Origin of the sequence: Arthrobacter sp. CAN_A1 (assembly GCF_015751665.1) — a bacterium.
Lineage (GTDB): Bacteria > Actinomycetota > Actinomycetes > Actinomycetales > Micrococcaceae > Arthrobacter_D.
Genome location: NZ_JADOUR010000001.1, coordinates 157,066 through 177,676 on the forward strand (window position 1 = coordinate 157,066; position 20,611 = coordinate 177,676).

Consider the following 20,611-nt stretch of genomic DNA (forward strand, 5'->3'; position numbering starts at 1 on the left):
GGGGCCGTTTCTGGCCCCGCACCACTCAAAAACGGCCTCCCCACTCCGGTTAGATACCCTGCCCGAACACGTGGCGCCGGACCCAGCCGTGCATGGCGATTGCGGCGGCGGCCGACGCGTTGATGGAGCGGGTCGACCCGAACTGGGCGATGGAAAGGGTTGCATCAGCGGCGGCGTGCACCTCGGGGGTGAGACCCGGCCCTTCCTGACCAAAGACCAGCACACAGTTCTCGGGAAGCTCGTAGGTTTCCAGCGGTACCGAATCCGGGAAATTGTCGATCCCGATAATCCGCAGCCCCTCCCCGCTCGCCCAGGCCACAAACTCCTCCACCGTGGGGTGGTGACGGACGTGCTGGTAGCGGTCGGTGACCATGGCGCCCCGACGGTTCCACCGCCGTCGTCCGATGATGTGGACTTCCTTGGCCATGAAGGCGTTGGCGGTGCGCACCACCGAACCGATGTTCAGGTCATGCTGCCAGTTTTCGATCGCCACGTGGAAGGTGTGGCGACGGGAGTCGAGGTCAGCGACAATCGCGTCGTGAGCCCAATAGCGGTACCGGTCCACCACGTTGCGGGTGTCCCCGGCGGCGAGGAGGTCGGGATCCCAGTGGCTGCCCTCCGGCAACTGGCCCTCCCAGGGTCCAACGCCGACCGGGACCAGCGGAATTTCGGGATTTTCTTTCACGCTCCCAGCCTAAGGTGAAAGACTGGGACGGATAGCACCGCCCGGACGGCAGGGAGAGATCACATGCGCGAGAACGAACACATCGAATGCTGGCTGACGGACATGGATGGGGTTCTCGTCCACGAGAATCAGGCCATCCCCGGAGCCGCCGACCTGATTGACCGTTGGGTGGCCACCTCCAAACGATTCCTGGTGCTGACCAACAACTCGATCTACACCCCGCGTGACCTGGCCGCCCGGCTCAAAGCCTCGGGCCTGGAAGTTCCTGAGGAGAACCTGTGGACCTCGGCCCTGGCCACAGCGCAGTTCCTGAAGGAACAGTTGCCGGGCGGGCGCGCGTATGTCATCGGTGAGGCGGGATTGACGACGGCGCTGCACAACGCTGGTTTTGTGCTCACCGACCAGCACCCCGACTACGTGGTCCTCGGCGAGACCCGCACCTACTCGTTCGAGGCCATCACCAAGGCGATCCGGTTGGTCGAGGGAGGGGCCAGGTTTATCGCAACCAACCCCGACGTCACCGGCCCCTCCAAGGAAGGACCCCTGCCCGCGACCGGGGCGGTGGCGGCACTGATCACCGCCGCCACCAGCCGCGTCCCCTACATCGTGGGCAAACCCAATCCCATGATGTTCCGCTCGGCGATGAACCAGATTGACGCCCACTCGGAGACGACGGCGATGATCGGGGACCGGATGGACACCGACATCATCGCGGGGATGGAGGCCGGGCTGCATACGGTGCTGGTGCTGACCGGGATCACCCAGCGCGCAGACATTGACGCGTACCCATTCCGGCCCGCCCAGATCATGGAGTCGGTGGCCGACCTCATCGATCAGGTGTAGCCGGTGTCAGGGATTCTCAATCTCCGCGACATTGCGGAGCTCACCGCCGCCGATCCCCGGGCGCCTGTACCCGGCCGGGTGTTCCGCTCCAGCCAACCCTTCGGCTGGGACAGTGCGGCGACCATGGAGTTCCTCACGGGCAGGGGCATCGAGACGATCGTCGACCTGCGAAGCAGCCGTGAGGCGGGAATGGTGCCATGGCTGATGGCGGCCGACGCCGGGATCGACGTCGTCGCTGCACCGCTCGACCCCTCCGAAGCGAACCCCGCGTCCACCCTTGACCTGCAGACCCCCGAGGACCTGGGAAACCATTATGTGGGCTGGTTGCACAGCCGCCCCGGAGTGGTGGTCAGCGCCCTTGCACCGATTGTTGCGGGCCGGACCACCCTGGTGCACTGCGCGGCGGGTAAGGATCGGACGGGTGTGATCACCGCAGTTGTCCTCCTGGTGGCGGGGGTCTCCGATGAGCTGATCATCCAGGACTACGCCCACACCACCGGCGCATTGCCGCTGATCCTGCCGGCTCTCGCGAAGCTCTGGATGGGGAACGCCCCGGCGGGGTCGGACCGGATCTCCTTCGAGAATCCGCCGGTCATCCTGACGTCCCCGGCGGCCGCAATGGCCACATTCATCGAGGGGCTGCGCCGCGAGTTCGGGACCGTCGACGGCTTCCTGACGGGTGCGGGCATGGACCGCGCCGATCTGGCGCAGCTGCGGCGGGCGCTCAGGGGTCAGTAGACGGTTTTGAAGGAGCCGCCGCGCGGGAGCGGAAGGAATTCGTCCTGCAGCGCCACCACGATGCTCTGGTAGATCAGCGGGTTCCACTGCGGGCTGGCGTGCGCGGGCAGCGCCCCTTCGGTGACGTAGTCGGCCGAGACCAGGTTGTCGGGAAACGCCTCCGCCCACCCGGGCCGGGCGGTTGAGTAATTGACCGTACCGTCGTTGGGATTCCCGATGAACGCGATCCGGGTATCCCCGAGAGTGCCCTGGAACCGGGTGACGTTGTAGTGGTAGATGTAGGACGACTGCGACTGAATCAATACGCTGGACGGCGCAAGTGGTGACAGCTGTTCGAGGGTCTGGTTGAGGATCTGTTGCCAGGAGCGCTCATCCTTGTTGACGATCCGCTCGCCGAGCTCATACCCGCCCCGCAGCACCGTGGGCACCCGGTACCCGGCGTCGTACAGAAACACCACTCCCTCGAACACCGCCTGGTCCAGCACATCGTCCCGGGAGTGTGGACTGGAGTCCAGGAGGATCAGCTCCACGTTGATTCCGAGGCCACGCAGCTGGGACGCCACCTCGATCGCCACCATTCCGCCGAAGCTGTGCCCATAGAAATACAGGGTTTCCACTTGGAAGATCCGCACGTACCGGTTCAGGGCCGCGACAATGTTGGCGACATTGAGCCCACGGTTGGAGTATCCCAGCACGGAGATTTGCCCGCGCTGGCTGAGAGCAGGCTGCAGCGAATTGGCAATCCAGCCGCCCTCCTCCCAGCTGGTCTTGTAGCCGGGGAAGATAATCCAACGGGTTCGCGGGAACCGCTGCGCCGCGTCGTCATCGGTGATGGGCAGGATTTGCAGCTCTTCGCGCTCCTCCTGAACCCGCCGGGTCAGGAACAAATCGGCGGCAAGCGTGAGGCCAAACCCCGAGCCGATCAGAAACGACCGGCGGGACATCCCCTTGATCCCGTGCGCATAGCGAAGCAGCCGCTCGGAGTCCTCAGTCATGGGTGGGAAGGGGCGCTAGCCCAGACCAAGCTCGTCCTTGCCGAAGGCGTAAAGGTACGGGACGCCGGCTTCGGATTCGATCCGTTCCTTCGAGCCGGTGTCCCGGTCAACGATCACTGCCACGGCCTGCACCAGTCCGCCCGCCCGCCGGACACCTTCCACAGCGGTCAGCGCCGATCCACCGGTGGTCGAGGTATCTTCGAGCACGACGACGGGCCGGCCACTAATGTCCGGGCCTTCCACCTGACGGGCCATGCCGTGGTTCTTTTGGGCCTTGCGCACCACGAACGCGTCAATTTCGCGGTTACCGCGGGCTGCGGCATGCATGAGCGCAGTCCCCACGGGGTCAGCGCCCATGGTCAGGCCGCCAGCGCTCTGGAAGGTGATGCCGGCGTCGTCAAGCAGGTCCAGCATGACCTGCCCCACCAGCTGCGAGGCTTCATGGTGGAGGGTGATCCGGCGGAGGTCGATGTAGTAGTCGGCTTCCTTCCCGCTGGACAGGGTGACCTTCTCATGGACGATTGCCAGTTCCTGGATGAGTTCACGAAGGCGGTCTCGGGCGACGGTAGCAGTCATGCGTGCAATTCTAATGTCTTTGCTACCGGCGACATGCGAGAGCCAGTTCGGTAGGCTCGGACACACGGGACACCCTGCACCTGTGGACCCAGATCATCGGCAAGATCCGGCTGGCTCACGCACCGCTTGTCAATCATTGGTGGCAGGTCACCTTGTATGTCAGTCCCCGCGGATTGACCACGTCAACGATCCCCTACCGGAACACCGTTTTTGACATGGAGTTCGACTTCCATGACCACCGGCTGCGTATCCGCAGCGGTGCCGGGCACACACGGGAACTGGCGCTGGCCCCCATGTCAGTGAAGGAATTCCATATCTGGGTCATGGGAGCCCTCGCGGAGTTGGGTATCGAGACCGCAATCCAGTCCCGCCCCAACGAGGTGGACCCTTCGATTCCTTTCGCCGAGGACACCACGCACGCCTCCTACGATCCAGTCTCTGCCCACCTGTTCTGGCGCCAACTCGTCCAGGCGGACCGGGTGATGAATCAGTTTCGATCCCACTTCACGGGCAAGGTCAGCCCCGTCCACTTCTTTTGGGGTGCCATGGATCTTGCCTGCACACGATTCTCCGGCCGGAACGCCCCCGCCCATCCCGGAGGTGCACCAAACTGCGGCGATTGGGTGATGGAGGAGGGCTACTCAAAAGAGCTCAGCAGCTGCGGATTCTGGCCCGGAGGCGGCGGGGAAGGTGCATTCTATTCCTATGCCTACCCTGAGCCGGTGGGCTTCGCCGATCAGTCTCCCGGCCCGGAGGGGGCGTTTTATTCACCCGGGAACGGACAATTTCTTCTTCCCTATGAGGTGGTCCGTTCGGCGTCCGACCCTGACCGTGTGCTGCTCGAGTTCCTGCAGGCCACCTATGCTGCGGCGGCGACAACGGGTCACTGGGACAGAGCGGCACTGGAAACCGACCCGGACCGCTGGGACCGGCACATCACGCGCCGGTAGCACCTAGAGCGCGCCCAGGCTCGCCGTCTCAATGGACTCAGGCGAGAGGACGTGGGAAATTGCCATGACGGCTGCGCCCCGGACACCAGCGGTTTCCCCGGCAACTGACGGCACAATCCGCAGATGTTCTGTGGCTAGCGGCAGGGACCGCCGGTAGACCACCTCGCGAATCCCGGCCAGCAGGTGCTCTCCCGCCTGCGCGAGGCTGCCGCCGATCACCACCACTGACGGGTTGATCAGGTTCACGCAGGTGGCCAGCACATCGCCGATGTCCCGGCCGGCCTGGCGGATCACCTGAATGGCATCACGATCCCCCGACCGGACCAGGTCGATGACCCCCTGGCTCGTGGTCAGCACCCCACCGGTCAGGGCGCTCAACGCCGCCGCGAGGGCAGGGCCACCCGCCAACGCTTCAAGGCACCCCGTGTTCCCGCAGCGGCACGGAATGTCCCCGCCCCGTGGAACCCGGACGTGGCCAAGGTCGCCCGCCGTGCCCTGCGCGCCGCGCTGCAGCATCGAACCGGAGATGATTCCCGCGCCGATACCGGTGGCCACCTTGATGAACATCAGGTCGGTGGTGTCCGGCCAGTTACCGCTCAGCTCACCGAGCGCCATGATGTTGACGTCGTTGTCCACCAGCACCGGCACGTCGAAACTCCGTTGCACCAGCCCGGGCACGTCGAAACGGTCCCAGCCTGGCATGATCGGGGGATTGATGGGGCGGCCGGTCTCATGTTCGACCGGTCCGGGCAGACCGATTCCGATTGCCGCCAGCTCGGCGCTGCTCCGGTGGGCCTCCAGCAACAGGGCGCCGATCGCTTCGACCAGCCAGCCGAGCACCGCCCCGGGCCCGTCGGAAATGTTCAGGGTCTGCCGGGCGCTGGCGAGTTCGGCCCCGGACAGGTCAGTGAGGATGACATGCGCGTGGGTGGCGCCGATATCGGCGCCAATCACCCCACGGGCCCCAGGGTTGAGCGCAAACAACGACGGGGGCCTGCCGCCCGTCGACACAGCACCCCCGTACGGGGCAACCAGCCCAAGGGCCATCAGCGTGTCCACCCGTGAAGCAACAGTTGACCGAGCCAGCCCAGTGAGTTGCGCCAGTTCCGCACGCGTCCGCGGCTGCCCATCACGGAGCAGCTGGAATACCTCGCTGGCTCCAGGAGCAGGTAACGCCGACGTTCGGGCCTGCTTTTCGGACTCAATCTTCACCACAGTTTTAGTAAACCACGCGGAACTTCGACCTGTCTCGCAACTTACTAACGAATGTTCAACAACATACTTTTGCGTAATGCTCGACAAAAGTGTGAGTTCTATGTCACAGTGGGCGGGTGGATAACGATGTCTTCCCCCCAGAACCCCGGGAAAGCACCCCCGTGGTGCTGAGCGTCTCTGGACTGTCCAAGAGTTTCTTCGGGATCCAGGTTCTGAAGGACGCGTCCCTGCAGTTGCGGGCCGGCGAGGTCCACGGTCTCGTCGGAGAGAACGGGGCAGGTAAATCCACGCTCATGAAACTCCTCGCGGGCGTCCACCACCGGGACTCCGGGACCATCGACCTGGCGGGTACCGCAGTCGATTTCACCCATCCCACCCAGGCCCACGAGGCCGGGCTGTCCACCGTCTTCCAGGAATTCAACCTCCTCCCCGACCGCACGGTCGCCGAAAACATCTACCTCGGGCGGGAACCACGACGGGGGGTCCTGGTCAACAAGAAGGCCATGCTGGATCGCACCGCCGAACTGTTGGACCAGCTGGGCATCACCAGCATCCACCCGTCCACCCCAGTCAGTAACCTGTCGGTCGCGCAGCAGCAGATCGTCGAGATTGCCAAGGCCGTCAGCTACGACGCACGGATCATTTCCATGGACGAACCCACTGCCGCCCTCGCCGGCCCTGAAGTGGACCTGCTGTACGGAATCATCCGGCGGTTGAAGGACCGCGGCGTGGCAATCCTTTACGTATCGCACCGCCTGAAGGAAATCTTCGACCTGTGCGACACGATCACCGTCCTCAAGGACGGCGAAATTGTCGGCTCCCAGCCGGCGTCGTCAATGGATGACGCCTCGCTGGTGCGTCTGATGGTGGGGCGCCCCATCTCCGCGTACTTCCCCGACCCCGTGCCCGGCACCACGGTGGGCGAGCCTCTGCTGGAAGTCTCCGGCGGCGGCAATGACCAACTCGACGCTATCAACCTGACCCTCCGGACCGGCGAAATTGTGGGGATCGCTGGCCTGCAGGGGTCCGGGCGCACCGAACTGGTGGAAGCAATCTTCGGCGCCGCACCCTTCACCCGCGGCACCATGCGGCTGGCCGGCCAGCCGTACACCGCCAGAAGCACCCGCGCTGCGATCCAGCATCGGGTTGCCCTCATCACCGAGGACCGCAAATCACAGGGCCTGAGCCTGAACCAGTCAATCCTCGATAACGCCCTCAGCGTGATCCGCTCAGTATTCCCCGGTCGCACCAGCCAGGCCCGGCAGGAAGCGCCCGGCGTGTTCTCGTCGCTGGAGGTGATCGCCAGAGACCTGGACCAGGAGGTCCAGTACCTCTCCGGTGGTAACCAGCAGAAAGTGGTCCTGGCCAAGTGGCTGGCCATCTCCCCGCAACTGGTATTGCTGGACGAGCCCACCCGCGGCATCGACGTCGGCGCCAAGGTGGCCGTCTACAACCTGATGCGGGCGCTGGCGGCCGAGGGCAAAGCCATCCTCATGGTCTCCAGCGAACTCCCCGAGGTGCTTGGCATGTCCGACCGGGTGCTGGTGATGCGGGACGGCCTCATTGCCGGCGAACTATCCCCGACGTCCACCGAGGAAGAGGTTCTGCAGCTGGCCACCGGCGCGCGGACCGAGGAGGCTCCATCATGAACCGACTGTCGAGGCTCACATCGACCCACATCGTCTATCTGGTGGTGCTCCTCACCATCATCGTCGGGACGGTGCTGGTCGGATCGGTGGGCCGCAGCTTCTTCAGCACCGGCAACATCTCGGACATCCTGACCGGTACCAGTGTGCTGGGATTCATCGCCATCGGTCAGACCCTGGTGATCCTGGTCGGGAGCCTTGATCTGTCGGTCCCGTACGTCATCAGCCTCTCCAGCCTGATCGCCGCCGGCATCATGGCCAACCAGGGCGCCAACGTGCTCCCCGGCATTCTCGCTGCCCTCGCCGTCTCGGCCCTGATCGGCCTCGCCAACGGCCTGGTGGTGTCGGGACTGAAAGTGCACGGTTTCATTGCCACCCTCGGCATGGGCCTGATCATCAGCGGCTACCTCGCCACCAACTACCAGGGCAGCTCCGGGCAGACGCCCCTGTCCTTCCGGCTGATCGGTGCCACCGGGCTGGGACCCGTTCCGATCTCCACCCTGATCATGCTCGCCACCGCGGGCCTGGTCCTCCTGATGCTCAACCGCACCCGGGTGGGCCACCACATCTACGCGGTAGGCGGGGATCTTGGTGTCGCCAGGATGTCGGGCATCCGCACCCGCACCCCGATCATCACCGCCCACGTGCTGTGCTCGGTGATGGCCGGCCTGGCCGGGCTGCTGCTGGCTGCCCGGCTCGGCGTCGGGAGCCCCACGATCGGATCCCAGGGCGGCTACGACCTGCTGTCCATTGCCGCTGTCGTCCTCGGCGGAACCCTCCTCGCGGGAGGCAAGGGTTCCCTGGTGGGAACGCTGGGCGGGGTGCTGATCTTCGCGATGCTGGACAACATCATGAGTGTCATGCAGATCAACCCGTTCCTCAAGGACGTGGTGCGCGGACTGGTGATCGTGATCGCCGTCGCCGTCTACGCCCGCCGTACGGTCGTCACCCGTCCACCCCGCTTCGACGAGACAGCATCACCGACAGCGCGCGAGGTATCGGCATGAGCGTCAGCGAAAACGCGCAGGGAACCCGGAACGAAATCCTCGCCCGGAACCGGTCGTCGGCAGGCGACCGCCTGTGGCGGGCCCTGCGGACACCCAGCGGCGCAGTGTTTCTGCTGCTGATCGCGCTGCTCATCGCCGTCATCGCCGCCAACCCGTCCTTCGGCGAGCCCGGCTCCCTGATCCGTTTCATCGGCCGGACAGCGCCGATCGCCATCGCCGCGATCGGGCAATACTTCGTCATCGTGTCCGGCGAGTTTGACCTGTCCATGGGGTCGGTGGTCACAGCGCAGGTTTTCATCGCCGGCAACCTGATTGGCGACGACGACAGCCGGGTCATCCCGGTGCTGGTGCTGATGCTCGCGTTCGGCGCCCTCATTGGGCTGATCAACGGGCTGGTGACCACCCTGCTGAAGGTGCCGAGCTTCATTGTCACCCTCGGCATGATGTTGGCCCTGCTCGGCCTGGTGCTCTACTCCACCGGCGGCGCCGCGACCGGCAACCCAGCTGACAGCTTCCGGCAGATTGGCCGCGGCGGCATCCGGGACGTCCCCGTGCTGGAGATCATCCCCTACCCGGTCATCATCTTCGCCGTCACCGCCACTGCGGCCCTCTGGCTGATGCGCCGGCCCTACGGTCGCACCCTGATCGCCGTCGGCGACAACCACCGCGCGGCGGCCCTGACCGGCGCCCGCGTCTGGTGGGTCAAGACCCGTGCATTCATGCTCTCCTCCCTGTCGGCAACCGTGGCCGGGATCATCCTGGTGGGCTATGCCGGGGTCCACCCGTCGGTGGGCCGTGGCTACGAGTTCACAGCCATCACCGCCGTCGTCCTTGGCGGGGTGGTCCTGGGCGGTGGCCGCGGCTGGGTCCTGTCCGCCGCAGCGGGCGCCTTCGCACTCGAAACACTGTTCACCCTGGTGAACTTCCTTGGCGTCGAATCCACCTGGCGGGACACCGTCCAGGGCCTGATCATCATCCTCGCCGTCGCGGCGGCCGCCCAGACCTGGCAGCGGAAACGCCGCGGCAACAGCTCCCGGACCCATGAACCGACCCACCCCATCGCACCACCGCCCACCGTGGGCACCAATGAGAGAGGAATATGATGCGACGAAGCATCCTGACAAAGGTCACTGTCGTGGCAGCCACATCGCTGCTCGCCCTGACCGCTTGCACTACCGATTCATCCCTTGAGAACCCGCCTACGGAAGACGCCTCGGCAGCCGCCGAAGCAACCACACCAGCCGCCGAGGAAACGAGCAGCGACGAATGGTTTGTTCAGGAGGTGTACGACGACCAGTTCGAGCAGCGCTCAGCAACCTTCGAGGGCGACCCCGAACAGCCGTGGCTGCAGTACATCGACGGGGACATGACCGATACCGCCGACTACGCCGCGGACGGGGCGCAGAAGGCCTGCTTCGCCAACGCCTCGATCTCGAACCCGTGGCGGCAGACCGGTTGGATCACGATGAACGAGCAGCTCAAGGCGCTGCAGGATTCGGGCGTGATCTCCGAGATGGAAACCCGCGACGCGCAGGACGACGACAATACGCAAATCGCCGACATCGACTACTTCATCGCTGAAGGCAATTGCGACGCGTTCATCATCTCCCCCAACTCGACGGCGGCCATGACGCCTGCCGTGGAGCGGGCCTGCGAAACCGGAAAACCGGTAGTGGTGTTTGACCGCGGCGTGGAAACCGACTGCGCGGTCACCTTCATCCACCCGATCGGCGGCTTCGCCTGGGGCATTGACACCGCCGAGTTCCTGAGCGAACGGCTCGAGGAAGGCGACAAGGTCGTTGCGCTGCGCATCCTGCCGGGCGTTGACGTCCTCGAGCAGCGCTGGGCTGCCGCCGAGCGGATCTTTGAGGAGAACGGTATCGAGGCGGTCGACTACTTCACCGGAGCCGACCCCACCGAGATCAAGGACATCCTCGCTGACGAGCTGGCCACCGGCGACGTGCAGGGCATCTGGATGGACGCGGGCGACGGCGCCGTCGCAGCGATCGAGGCCTTCGAGGATGCAGGAGCCGATCTTCCGGTCATGACCGGTGAGGACGAGATGAGCTTCCTGCGCAAATGGGAGGAAACCGGCATCGACGCGCTGGCACCCGTCTACTCCAACTTCCAGTGGCGCACCCCGCTGCTGGCACTGGAGAAGATCTTCGCTGGCGAGGAAGTCCCCGCCGAGTGGATCCTCCCCCAGACGCCGATTACCGAGGACGAACGGGGCGACTTCCTCGCCGCCAATGAGGGCATGCCTGATGGCCACTACGCCAAGTTCGGCGGCGAGGACATGGAGGGCTACCCCGAGGTCTGGCAGGAACGCCAGATTCCGTAACCCGATCAACCACCCGCAGTAACGACTACCAGCACAGCGAAAGGAGGCAGGACCGTGGACAGCATTAGTCAGCGCCCCCTCGGCGTCAACACCTGGGTATGGACCTCACCCCTGACCGACGCCACCCTGCCTCCTTTGCTGGGTTCCATCGCCACCATGGGGTTCGACGCCGTCGAACTCCCCCTCGAGAACATCGGCGACTTCGCTGCTGAAACCGTCAGGGACTCCCTCCACGGGATGCACCCGTACCTGGTGGGCGCGATGGCACCCGGCCGGGACCTGGTCTGCGCCGACAGCGCGACCATCCTCGGGACCCAGCGGTACCTGAGTGCCTGCATCCAGCTGGCCCACGACGCCGGTGCACCGTCGGTGTGCGGGCCGTTTTACTCCTCCACCGGCCGGCTGTGGCGGATGGACGACGACGAACGCGCCTCGGTGTACGAACAGCTGCGCCGCAACCTTGCCCCCCTCGCCGACGAAGCGGCCGGCGCCGGCGTCGTCCTCGGGATCGAACCTCTGAACCGGTACGAAACGTCGCTGATCAACACGGTCGACCAGGCGCTTGACGCCCTGGGGCCGCTGCTCGGGCCCGCGGTAGGCCTGGCACTGGACACCTACCACCTGAACATCGAGGAACGCTCCTCCGCCGACGCCATCCTGCGGGCAGGGAAACACCTGGTGCACCTGCAGGTCTGCGGCAATGACCGCGGCGCCCCGGGCGGCGACCAGACCGACTGGACGGGCATCATCGAAGCCCTCGACGCGGTCGGTTACAGCGGACCGCTGAACATCGAAAGTTTCACTTCACACAACGCCAGCATCGCCACCGCCGCCTCCATCTGGCGGCCCCTCGCCGAGTCCCAGGACCGGCTCGCCCACGACGGCCTCGCGTTCCTGCGCTCGCTCACCCGCTCAGGAACCGCCACGCCCCTGCTTCAAGGAGACCACCGATGACCACCCCCGCCCCGGCAGCCACTGCCGTGCCCGGCACGCTCGGGGTGGCCGTTCTCGGCTACTCCTTCATGGGGAAGGCGCATTCCAACGCCTGGCGCAACGTGAATGCCTTTTACCCGACGCCGCGCGTGCGACAGCAGCTCCTCGTGGGGCGGCACGCCAGCCAGGTGGCCGACGCCGCCACCCAGTTTGGCTGGGCCGAAAGTTCAACTGACTGGCGGGAGGTGCTCGAACGCGACGACATCCAGATCGTTGACATCTGCACCCCCGGGCACCTCCACGCCGAGCTGGCCATCGCCGCCCTGAACGCCGGCAAGCACGTCATCGTGGAGAAACCGCTGGCCAATTCCGTGGCGGAAGCCGAACAGATGGTCGAGGCCGCAGTCGACGCGCGGACCCGCGGCATCCAGTCAATGGTCGGCTTCAACTATCGCCGGCTTCCCGCGCTTGCCCTGGCGCGGTCCCTGATTTCTGACGGGCGCGTGGGGGACGTCCGTCAGATTCGCGTGAGTTACCTGCAGGACTGGCTCGCCGACGAGCGCGCCGCCATGAGCTGGCGGTTGCGTCAGGCATCCGCCGGCTCGGGGGCGCTGGGCGACCTGGCGTCGCACGCCGTCGATCAGGTCGCGTTCCTGCTCGATGACCCGGTGACCTCGGTCTCCGGCACGGTCAACACGTTTGTGACCGAACGTCCCGGCCCGGACGGCCCTGAGCCGGTCACCGTCGACGACGCCGCCTGGGCCACCCTGCGTCTAGCCTCGGGCGCCGTCGCCAGTCTTGAGGTCTCCCGGTTCGCGACCGGCCGCAAGAACTCGTTGCAGATTGAGATCTACGGTTCCCGCGGCGGGCTGCGGTTCGACCTCGAGCACCTCAACGAGCTGCGGTACTTCGACACCGGCACGCCCACCGAGCTGCAGGGCTACAGCACCATACTGGTCACCGAGCCGTCCCACCCGTATCTTGGAGCGTGGTGGCCCGCCGGGCACACCCTCGGCTGGGACCACACCTTCACCAGCCAGGCAGCCGACTTCCTCACCGCGATCGACTCGGGCACCCCGGCGTCGCCGTCGTTCGAGGACGGGTTGGCCACCCAGCGGGTCCTGGCCGCAGTGGAAGCCAGCGCCGCCCGGACGGGCACCGCCGTCGCACCCGTCTGAAGACCTACCGTACGCAGGAGAAACCATGGAACTGTCCGTCCAGCTGTACACCGTCCGTGCTTCGCTTGAGACGGACCTCGATGGCACCATCGACCGGATCGCGGCGATGGGCTTCACCAATGTGGAGCCGTACAACTTTGCTGCCGACCCGGGCCCCCTCGCCGTTGCGCTGCAGCGCAACGGCCTGGCGGCGCCGTCCGGCCACGCGCCGCTGCTCTCCGCCGACCAGGCCACCATCTTCGAGGCGGCCCGCACCCTCGGCATGCGTACGGTGATCGACCCGTTTGTTGACCCCGAGCGCTGGACATCAGTTGCCGACATCGCCGCCACGGCCGGTCAGCTCAACGAAGCGGCGGCGCTCGCTGCCGGGTACGGCCTCCGGGTGGGCTACCACAACCACTGGTTTGAGCTGGAAACCGATTTCGAGGGCCGCACCGGTCTGGAGGTCCTGGCCGAGCACCTTCACTCCTCGGTAGTCCTGGAGGTGGACACTTATTGGGTAGCTGTCGGCGGTCAGGATCCTGCGGCGCTGCTGGGCCGGTTGGGCGACCGGGTCCGGCTGATCCACATCAAGGACGGTGCCGTCGACAGGGACAACACCTCGCAAGTGGCAGTCGGTGCGGGGCGGATGGACATCGATGCTGTGCTGGCGGCGTCGTCGACTGTTGAAACGGCTGTGGTTGAACTCGATGACAGTACCGGCGACCTGTTTGAAGCGATCGAGGACAGCCGCCGTTTCCTGCTCTCCCGGACCGGCGCGTGAGGGGACCGGTCGGCGTCGGCGTGATCGGCGCCGGCGTCATCAGCAAGGAGTACCTGACCAATCTCACCGCCTTCCCCGATCTCCACGTCCACATTGTGGCTGACCTCTTCGAGGATGCGGCCCGCGCCCGGGCCGCCGAGTTCGGCGTCGGGCTGTCGGGGAGCGTCGACGACGCGTTGGCCCACCCGGACGTCGAAATCGTGGTCAACCTGACCACTCCCGCCGCGCACGTGCCGGTGGCCCTCGCCGCGGTGGCGGCCGGCAAACACGTCTGGTCCGAGAAGCCCTTCGCGCTGGACCGGGGCTCGGGACGGGAACTGCTTGCAGCCGCCGAGGCGGCGGGAGTGCGCCTGGGTTGCGCCCCCGACACCTTCCTGGGCGCCGGCCTGCAGACCGGACTGCGCAGGATCCGGCGCGGCGACATCGGCACCCCCCTGACCGCGCTGACACTGATGCAGTCGCCCGGCCCGGAATCCTGGCACCCCAATCCTGCCTTCCTTTTCCAGGAGGGAGCGGGACCCCTGTTCGACATTGGGCCCTACTACCTGACCACCCTGGTGCAGGCCTTCGGCTCCATCCGGCGGGTGGCCGCCGTCGGCTCCCGATCGCGGGACACCCGGGTGATCGGCTCCGGACCGAAGGCAGGCGAAACGTTTAAGGTGTCAGTTCCCACCCACGTCAGCGCCCTCGTGGAGTACGACGGCGGCCAGTCCTCGCAGAGCATCTTCAGCTTCGACTCACCGCACCCGCGCACCGGGTTCCTGGAAATCACGGGAACGGAGGCCACCATCGCCTTCCCCGACCCGAATGAGTTCTTCGGGGACGTCCGGTTGCACCGGCACGGCGCCGACGACTGGGAGGTCATTCCGGCTGTCGGATCGGTCTTCAGCCGTGGGTCCGGCGTCCTGGAGATGGCCCGAGCCCTTCGCGCGGGGCAACCTCACCGTGCCCAGGGTGCAACAGGCTTCCACATCCTTGACGCCATGGCGGCGATCACCGAGTCCATGGACACCGGCGCGTTTGTGCCGGTGACCAGTTCTGCGGCAGCTCTGGAGCCCCTTTCCGAGGACTGGGATCCAGCCCAGCTCACCCTTTCCCAGGAGTAAACCCATGGCACGCAACTACACCCTGTTCACCGGCCAGTGGGCCGACCTGCCCTTCGAGGAAGTGGCCCGTCTGGCCGGCGAGTGGGGCTACGACGGCCTGGAGATCGCCGTCTCCGGGGACCACCTTGATGCGTGGCGCTGGGACGACGACGACTACATTGCGGGCCGGCTGGAGATCCTGGAACGCCACGGCCTGAAGGTGTGGGCCATCTCCAACCATCTCAAGGGCCAGGCCGTCTGCGATGACCCTATCGACTTCCGGCACCAGGCCATTGTGGGCCCGCGGGTTTGGGGGGATGGGGAGCCGGACGGCGTCAGGGCCCGCGCGTCCGAGGAAATGAAGCTCACCGCCCGGCTGGCGCAGAAGCTCGGTGTGAAGACCGTGGTGGGGTTCACCGGGTCCTCCATCTGGCAGTACGTGGCGATGTTCCCGCCGGTGTCCCAGGACGTGATCGACGCCGGTTACCAGGATTTTGCTGACCGCTGGAACCCCATCCTCGACGTGTTCGACGAGTGTGGGGTCAGGTTCGCCCATGAAGTGCACCCTTCCGAAATTGCCTACGACTACTGGTCAACGCACCGCGCGCTGGAAGCGATCGGGAACCGGCCGGCTTTCGGCCTGAACTGGGATCCCAGCCACTTCATGTGGCAGCAGATTGACCCGGTGGCGTTCATCTCCGACTTCGCCGACCGGATCTATCATGTGGACTGCAAGGACACGAAGATGCGGATGGGCGGCGGTCGAAACGGCATCCTGTCCTCGCATTTGCCCTGGGGCGATCCCCGCCGCGGCTGGGACTTCGTCTCCACGGGCCGGGGGGATGTGCCGTGGGAGGACAGCTTCAGGGCGTTGACCAGCATCGGGTACGACGGGCCCCTCTCAGTTGAGTGGGAGGACGCCGGGATGGACCGGTTGCAGGGTGCCCCGGAGGCGTTGGCGTTCCTGAAGCAGTTCAACTTCGGCCCGTCCAGTGTCTCCTTCGATGCGGCCTTCAAGCAGTAGCTGACATCCCTTTCCTCGGCGGCGCGGCCTCGCGGGGGGATGCTGGTGGGATTTGCCGTAACGCACCGGAAACGCCCCCGTAGTAGCCTTTTCCCATGCGCGAAAACCAAGCCAGCATCATCGAGGAAATGGGCGTGCAGCCCACCATCGACCCCGCAGCGGAAATCCGTGCCCGGGTCGCCTTCCTGAAGGACTATCTCAAGGCCACCGGCACCAACGGCTTTGTCCTCGGGATCAGCGGTGGTGTTGACTCGTCCCTGTCGGGCAGGCTCGCGCAGCTCGCTGTGACCGAGCTCGCCGGGGAGGGAATCGACGCCGATTTCATCGCCGTCCGCCTCCCCTACCGCGAGCAGCATGACGAGGACGATGCGCAGGCGGCCCTCGCGTTCATCCAGCCGAAAAGCCAGCGCACCTTCAACATCGCCGCGGCCGTTGACGGTTTCGAAGCGGAGTACGCCAGCGCCACCGGCGAGGACATTTCCGATTTCACCAAGGGCAACATCAAGGCGCGCGCCCGAATGGTCACCCAGTATGCCCTCGCCGGTCAGCACAACCTCCTGGTGATCGGCACCGATCACGGCGCGGAATCGGTGACCGGGTTCTTCACCAAGTACGGCGACGGCGGCGCTGACATCCTTCCCCTGTTCGGCTTGAACAAGCGGCAGAACCGGGCCCTGCTCAAGGAACTGGGAGCGCCGGAGCAGATCTACGCGAAGGTGCCGACGGCCGACCTGCTCGATCACCAGCCCGGCCGCACCGACGAGCACGAACTCGGAATCACCTACGACCAGATTGACGACTATCTGGAAGGCAGGGAGATCGACGAGGCCGCCGCCGTCGCCATCGAACGCCGCCACACCATCACCCGGCACAAGCGCACCGTCCCGGTCACCATCCTCGACACCTGGTGGCGGGGCTGACGCCCAGGACATTGGTAACGTGTTCCCTGTGAAGATTGCCACCTGGAACGTCAATTCCCTCCGAGCCCGCGCTGACCGCGTCGAGGCCTGGCTTGCCCGCTCCGACGTCGATGTCCTGGCGATCCAGGAGACCAAGTGCAAGGACGAGAACTTCCCCTGGGACCTGTTCGAGGCCAACGGTTACGAGGTAGCCCACTTCGGCCTCAGTCAGTGGAACGGTGTTGCCATCGCCTCCCGGGTGGGGCTCGACGACGTCGAACGCACCTTTGAGGGTCAGCCCCTGTTCGGGAAGGACGCCGAACCGATCCAGGAAGCCCGTGCCATCGGCGCCACCTGCGGCGGGGTGCGGGTCTGGAGCCTGTACGTCCCCAACGGGCGTTCCCTCGACGATCCGCACATGCAGTACAAGATCGACTGGTTGGATACCCTGCGGGAGAAGGCCCTCGGCTGGGTCGAAGCCGACCCCACAGCGCAGATCGCCCTGACCGGTGACTGGAACATCGCACCCCAGGATGAGGACGTCTGGGACATTGACCTGTTCCAGCGGGAGGGCTACACCCACGTCAGCCCGCCGGAGCGTGCAGCATTCCACGCGTTCGAGAGCTCAGGGTTCACCGACGTCGCCCGGCCGCACACCCCCGGCCCCGGCGTCTACACCTACTGGGATTACAAGCAGTTGAGCTTCCCCAAGAAGATGGGCATGCGCATCGACTTCGTCCTCGCGTCCCCGGCGCTGGCCGAGCGGGTGACCGGTGCGTCAATCGACCGCGAGGAACGCAAGGGCAAGGGCGCTTCCGACCATGCCCCGGTCATTGTGGAGCTGGGATAGCTGATGGCGGGCATCGGTCCGGCCGCCACGGGCCACACCTTTCCCTACGTGTCATTCCTCAGGGTTTACGAACCACTTGAGGCGTTCAGCGACGCCCAGCAGCTGGTGATCCTCGAACAGCGCTCACGCGACCGCAAGGACACCGAGGGAATCGAACGCAGTAACTCGATGCAGCGGATCCTGCGGCAGGTGTCGGACCCCTTCCCCCACCACGGCACCGATCTGGTCCGGGTCCTGCATTTCCCCGGCAGCAACGGCATCACCGCCCAGTATTACTGCCCCAACCAGCTGGCGGTCCGTACCTCCCTGGCAGCCGAGTCGCTGGGCCAAACCATCCGCGGTCCCCTCGTCGACGTGTTGCTACCCGAGGCGGCGACTGACGCGCATCAGGCCCGGCTCGACCCCGAGACAGTCGCCGAAACCACAGCCAAACTTCACACCCGCTCCGCCACCTGGGGAATCCCGTTCTCCTGGTTTGTCCTGATCCACGAAGATGATCTGACCGAGGTGATCGAGGACGGCGGCAAGGTGCGCACCGTCCGGGTCGCCGCGGCAGTGCACCAGTGCATCGAACGCGCGAAGCACGCGATGGCGTCCCTGGCGATCGCCGCACCGGAGCTGGACCTGCTCGACGACCTGACCGACATCATCGAATGGCTCCAGCTGTTCCGCCTCGACGCGGTGGTCGAACTGGACTACGGCCCGGTCGCCGACCGGGTCTTCCCCGATGAATCCCCGATGGACGTCCGGATGGGCATCGAGTGTCTCTCCGAAGGGGACATGACCGGCGCTGCGGCTTCATATCGCCGGTTGGCATCCCGTTGGATTCCGATCCGCCAACTGGCCCGCGCCAACTAGCCACCCAGCCCCGCCACTGGCCCACCGTCGTCGTCCGCCTCTCCAGCTACGCCGGTCCGGTGAGGAAGACAGGCATCGGTGGGCCCCATTCCCAGTACGGATGACTAGGCTGCCGCGTCCGGTCCGGATTGCTCACCAGACCGGACGACGACGGCGCTAGTTGATCCCGTCGACGGCGTAGGAAACCTTGGTGAGACCCTTCTTGGACTTGATCTTGGTGATGGTCAGGGTGCCGATGTCACTGACGTCCGCCACATGGGTACCCCCGCACGGCACGCCGAAGTCGGCTGTATACAGCACAATCCGCGCCGGCTTGTTGGTGGGAATGTTGTCCGGCACGTTCCGGCAGTACTCCCCCATATCGGCCACTGGCATGAACCGGATCTCGTTGGTGCTGCCCGCGTCGACAACGTCTTGCGCGGCCTCCTGGATCCGGGCGACGACGGCGTCAACCTCCTCGGCGGGCACCGCAGCGTTGTACTCGACGAACGACATGTGCGGGTAATGGGCGCCCTTGCCGGGTACCCAGGGCAGGCCCAGGCGTTCCACGGCCAGGTCGACCACGTGCCCGGCTGAGTGCAGCCGGGTGTTGGCCAGCCGTCGGGCCGCGTCCACCTCCAGTGCCACCCCGTCACCCGCCGCGATTGACCCGGTTCCGAGGTGGTGCACCACTCCCTCGGGGTCCAACCGGACCTCCTCCACGGCAAAGTCCACGTCAAAGCCACCAGGGAACTCACCCGGGACGCCCCTGATGACTCCGGTATCCCAGTCCTGGCCTCCGCCCCGGGGATAGAAGCAGGTCCGGTCCAGGACGACGTCGGTCCGGCCGTCGTCGTCCTGGTTGACGGACAGCACCTTCGCGGTGCCGGTCACCACATCAAAGTCGTTCAGGTAGGTCAGTTCGGTAGCCATCAGCCGAGTCTATCCACCCGGTTGCCCACCGGATGGCCCCGTTCAGTGGAGAGTTCCGTCAATGCCCGGTGAACCCGTCGATTCGGGGGCACAGGGTCACCCGGAGGGTGGTGCGGTGGAGGTCCTGATAATCAGTGCGTGGGGGCGGGGCGCGGGGGCGGTGACCGGCACGCCTCCCTCCAGCTCGGCCAGCAGCAGGTCGGCAGCGTAGGCTCCCTGCTCCTCGGGGCTTTGGCGGATGGTCGTCAGGCCCAGCGGGTCGGCGAACTCGTGGTCGTCGATCCCCACCACGGAAAGCTGTTCGGGGATGCTGATGCCCAGCTCCGCGGCAGCGCTGATCACCCCGAACGCCATTTCGTCTGAGGAGCAGAACACCGCAGTGGGCCGGTCCGCTGGATCCTTCAGCAGCGCAAGAGCCGCCTCCTTGCCCCGTTTGAAACGGAAGTCCCCGAACAGCGACCAATCTGGCCGGACGGTCAACCCATGCAAGCCCATGGTGGATAGGTACGCCTCCTCACGGATGCGGGGCACCTCAAACTCGATGCCGTAGGAGCCACCGCCCCGCAGATGCGCGATCCTGGTGTGTCCCAGCTCGATGAGGTGCTCGACGGCGTCGCGGGCCGCGGCGTCGTCGTCGATTCCCACGTGGCGGACACCCTTCACCGACCCGCCCACCACGAGGGTGGGCGATTCGAGTGCCTGCAGCGATTGCAGCTCGTCATCGGTGAGTTCCATGCACATCACCAGGAGCGCGTCGATGCGTTTGCGCAGGATGGACCGGTGGAACACCCGTTGCCGGTTGACCCCCGACCCGCCCAGGCTGAACAACACCAGGTCATACCCGGCGGCCCGCAACTGGCGGTCCACCCCCTCCAGCACCGCTGAGAAGTACCAGCGTTCAATCTGCGGCAGCAGCACCCCCATCGCCATCGTCCGTCCGGACGCCAGACCGGAGGCCGACGACGACGGCACGTAGCCGAGCTCCTGAGCCGCACTTTGCACCCGCATCCGGGTGCTCGCGGACACCCCGGCGAGCCCGCGCAGCGCCCGCGAGACAGTTGCCGTTGAGACACCGATTGACTTGGCGACATCGTCAATGCTGGTCATCGCGGA

Annotated in this window: 20 protein-coding genes and 1 pseudogene; 15 read left to right on the plus strand and 6 right to left on the minus strand. The window is 65.9% G+C overall.

The features are described 5' to 3' along the window. Positions 1-49 precede the first annotated feature (49 nt). The gene (locus IWX62_RS00755) at positions 50-685 is read right to left on the minus strand and encodes a TrmH family RNA methyltransferase (protein WP_196839457.1); all 636 of its coding nucleotides are present in this window, start codon (positions 683-685) and stop codon (positions 50-52) included. A gap of 63 nt (positions 686-748) precedes the next feature. Here IWX62_RS00755 and IWX62_RS00760 point away from each other — a divergent pair, with 63 nt between their 5' ends. Continuing rightward, positions 749-1,528 carry an HAD-IIA family hydrolase gene (locus IWX62_RS00760; protein ID WP_196839458.1) on the plus strand — a complete coding sequence of 260 codons (780 nt, stop codon included), beginning with the start codon at positions 749-751 and terminating at the stop codon, positions 1,526-1,528. Between the two features lie 3 nt (positions 1,529-1,531). Next, positions 1,532-2,266, plus strand: coding sequence for a tyrosine-protein phosphatase (locus IWX62_RS00765; RefSeq protein ID WP_196839459.1), 735 nt, complete (start codon positions 1,532-1,534; stop codon positions 2,264-2,266). Here IWX62_RS00765 and IWX62_RS00770 read toward each other — a convergent pair. Both IWX62_RS00770 and pyrE read right to left on the minus strand, forming a co-directional pair. After that, the gene (locus IWX62_RS00770) at positions 2,260-3,261 is read right to left on the minus strand and encodes a thioesterase domain-containing protein (protein WP_196839460.1); all 1,002 of its coding nucleotides are present in this window, start codon (positions 3,259-3,261) and stop codon (positions 2,260-2,262) included. The genes IWX62_RS00765 and IWX62_RS00770 overlap by 7 nt on opposite strands. 15 nt (positions 3,262-3,276) lie before the next feature. Continuing rightward, the gene (gene pyrE, locus IWX62_RS00775; protein ID WP_196839461.1) at positions 3,277-3,837 is read right to left on the minus strand and encodes an orotate phosphoribosyltransferase; all 561 of its coding nucleotides are present in this window, start codon (positions 3,835-3,837) and stop codon (positions 3,277-3,279) included. 68 nt (positions 3,838-3,905) lie between these two features. Between pyrE and IWX62_RS00780 the strand changes: the two are divergent. Further along, a pseudogene (locus IWX62_RS00780) lies at positions 3,906-4,787 on the plus strand (DUF5996 family protein); the annotation flags it as partial. Between the two features lie 3 nt (positions 4,788-4,790). Here IWX62_RS00780 and IWX62_RS00785 read toward each other — a convergent pair. Next, positions 4,791-6,002 carry an ROK family transcriptional regulator gene (locus IWX62_RS00785; RefSeq protein WP_196839463.1) on the minus strand — a complete coding sequence of 404 codons (1,212 nt, stop codon included), beginning with the start codon at positions 6,000-6,002 and terminating at the stop codon, positions 4,791-4,793. Between the two features lie 116 nt (positions 6,003-6,118). Between IWX62_RS00785 and IWX62_RS00790 the strand changes: the two genes are divergently transcribed. From IWX62_RS00790 to IWX62_RS00845, 12 genes are all read left to right on the plus strand, one after another. Further along, positions 6,119-7,651: a sugar ABC transporter ATP-binding protein gene (locus IWX62_RS00790; RefSeq protein ID WP_196839464.1), complete on the plus strand. Its 1,533-nt coding sequence runs from the start codon at positions 6,119-6,121 to the stop codon at positions 7,649-7,651. Beyond that, positions 7,648-8,655: an ABC transporter permease gene (locus IWX62_RS00795; protein ID WP_196839465.1), complete on the plus strand. Its 1,008-nt coding sequence runs from the start codon at positions 7,648-7,650 to the stop codon at positions 8,653-8,655. Before IWX62_RS00790 ends, IWX62_RS00795 begins: the two co-directional genes overlap by 4 nt. Then, entirely contained in the window at positions 8,652-9,758 is a 1,107-nt protein-coding gene (locus IWX62_RS00800; RefSeq protein ID WP_196839466.1) for an ABC transporter permease, read from the plus strand. Before IWX62_RS00795 ends, IWX62_RS00800 begins: the two co-directional genes overlap by 4 nt. Continuing rightward, positions 9,758-10,996 (plus strand): substrate-binding domain-containing protein, encoded by a 1,239-nt coding sequence (locus tag IWX62_RS00805; RefSeq protein WP_196839826.1) that lies wholly within the window; start codon positions 9,758-9,760, stop codon positions 10,994-10,996. Before IWX62_RS00800 ends, IWX62_RS00805 begins: the two co-directional genes overlap by 1 nt. Positions 10,997-11,050: 54 nt before the next feature. Beyond that, positions 11,051-11,950: a sugar phosphate isomerase/epimerase family protein gene (locus IWX62_RS00810; protein WP_333483129.1), complete on the plus strand. Its 900-nt coding sequence runs from the start codon at positions 11,051-11,053 to the stop codon at positions 11,948-11,950. Continuing rightward, positions 11,947-13,107: a Gfo/Idh/MocA family protein gene (locus tag IWX62_RS00815; protein WP_196839467.1), complete on the plus strand. Its 1,161-nt coding sequence runs from the start codon at positions 11,947-11,949 to the stop codon at positions 13,105-13,107. The genes IWX62_RS00810 and IWX62_RS00815 overlap by 4 nt, the downstream gene beginning before the upstream one ends. Positions 13,108-13,132: 25 nt before the next feature. Further along, entirely contained in the window at positions 13,133-13,870 is a 738-nt protein-coding gene (locus IWX62_RS00820; protein WP_196839468.1) for a sugar phosphate isomerase/epimerase family protein, read from the plus strand. Continuing rightward, the gene (locus tag IWX62_RS00825) at positions 13,867-14,976 is read left to right on the plus strand and encodes a Gfo/Idh/MocA family protein (RefSeq protein WP_196839469.1); all 1,110 of its coding nucleotides are present in this window, start codon (positions 13,867-13,869) and stop codon (positions 14,974-14,976) included. Before IWX62_RS00820 ends, IWX62_RS00825 begins: the two co-directional genes overlap by 4 nt. Before the next feature lie 4 nt (positions 14,977-14,980). After that, positions 14,981-15,979: a sugar phosphate isomerase/epimerase family protein gene (locus tag IWX62_RS00830; protein WP_196839470.1), complete on the plus strand. Its 999-nt coding sequence runs from the start codon at positions 14,981-14,983 to the stop codon at positions 15,977-15,979. A 95-nt stretch (positions 15,980-16,074) separates the two neighbouring features. Continuing rightward, a complete protein-coding gene (gene nadE / locus IWX62_RS00835) occupies positions 16,075-16,899 on the plus strand; it encodes an ammonia-dependent NAD(+) synthetase (RefSeq protein ID WP_196839471.1) in 825 nt (274 codons plus the stop codon). A gap of 28 nt (positions 16,900-16,927) precedes the next feature. Then, the gene (locus IWX62_RS00840) at positions 16,928-17,728 is read left to right on the plus strand and encodes an exodeoxyribonuclease III (protein WP_196839472.1); all 801 of its coding nucleotides are present in this window, start codon (positions 16,928-16,930) and stop codon (positions 17,726-17,728) included. Positions 17,729-17,731: 3 nt separating this feature from the next. Next, the gene (locus tag IWX62_RS00845) at positions 17,732-18,586 is read left to right on the plus strand and encodes a hypothetical protein (protein WP_196839473.1); all 855 of its coding nucleotides are present in this window, start codon (positions 17,732-17,734) and stop codon (positions 18,584-18,586) included. A 156-nt stretch (positions 18,587-18,742) separates the two neighbouring features. Here IWX62_RS00845 and IWX62_RS00850 read toward each other — a convergent pair whose 3' ends face one another. Together IWX62_RS00850 and IWX62_RS00855 are read right to left on the minus strand one after the other, a co-directional pair. After that, complete coding sequence (locus tag IWX62_RS00850; RefSeq protein WP_196839474.1) at positions 18,743-19,498, minus strand: alanine--tRNA ligase-related protein; 756 nt, start codon at positions 19,496-19,498, stop codon at positions 18,743-18,745. Positions 19,499-19,594: 96 nt separating this feature from the next. Beyond that, the gene (locus tag IWX62_RS00855) at positions 19,595-20,605 is read right to left on the minus strand and encodes a LacI family DNA-binding transcriptional regulator (protein ID WP_196839475.1); all 1,011 of its coding nucleotides are present in this window, start codon (positions 20,603-20,605) and stop codon (positions 19,595-19,597) included. Between the last annotated feature and the right edge of the window lie 6 nt (positions 20,606-20,611).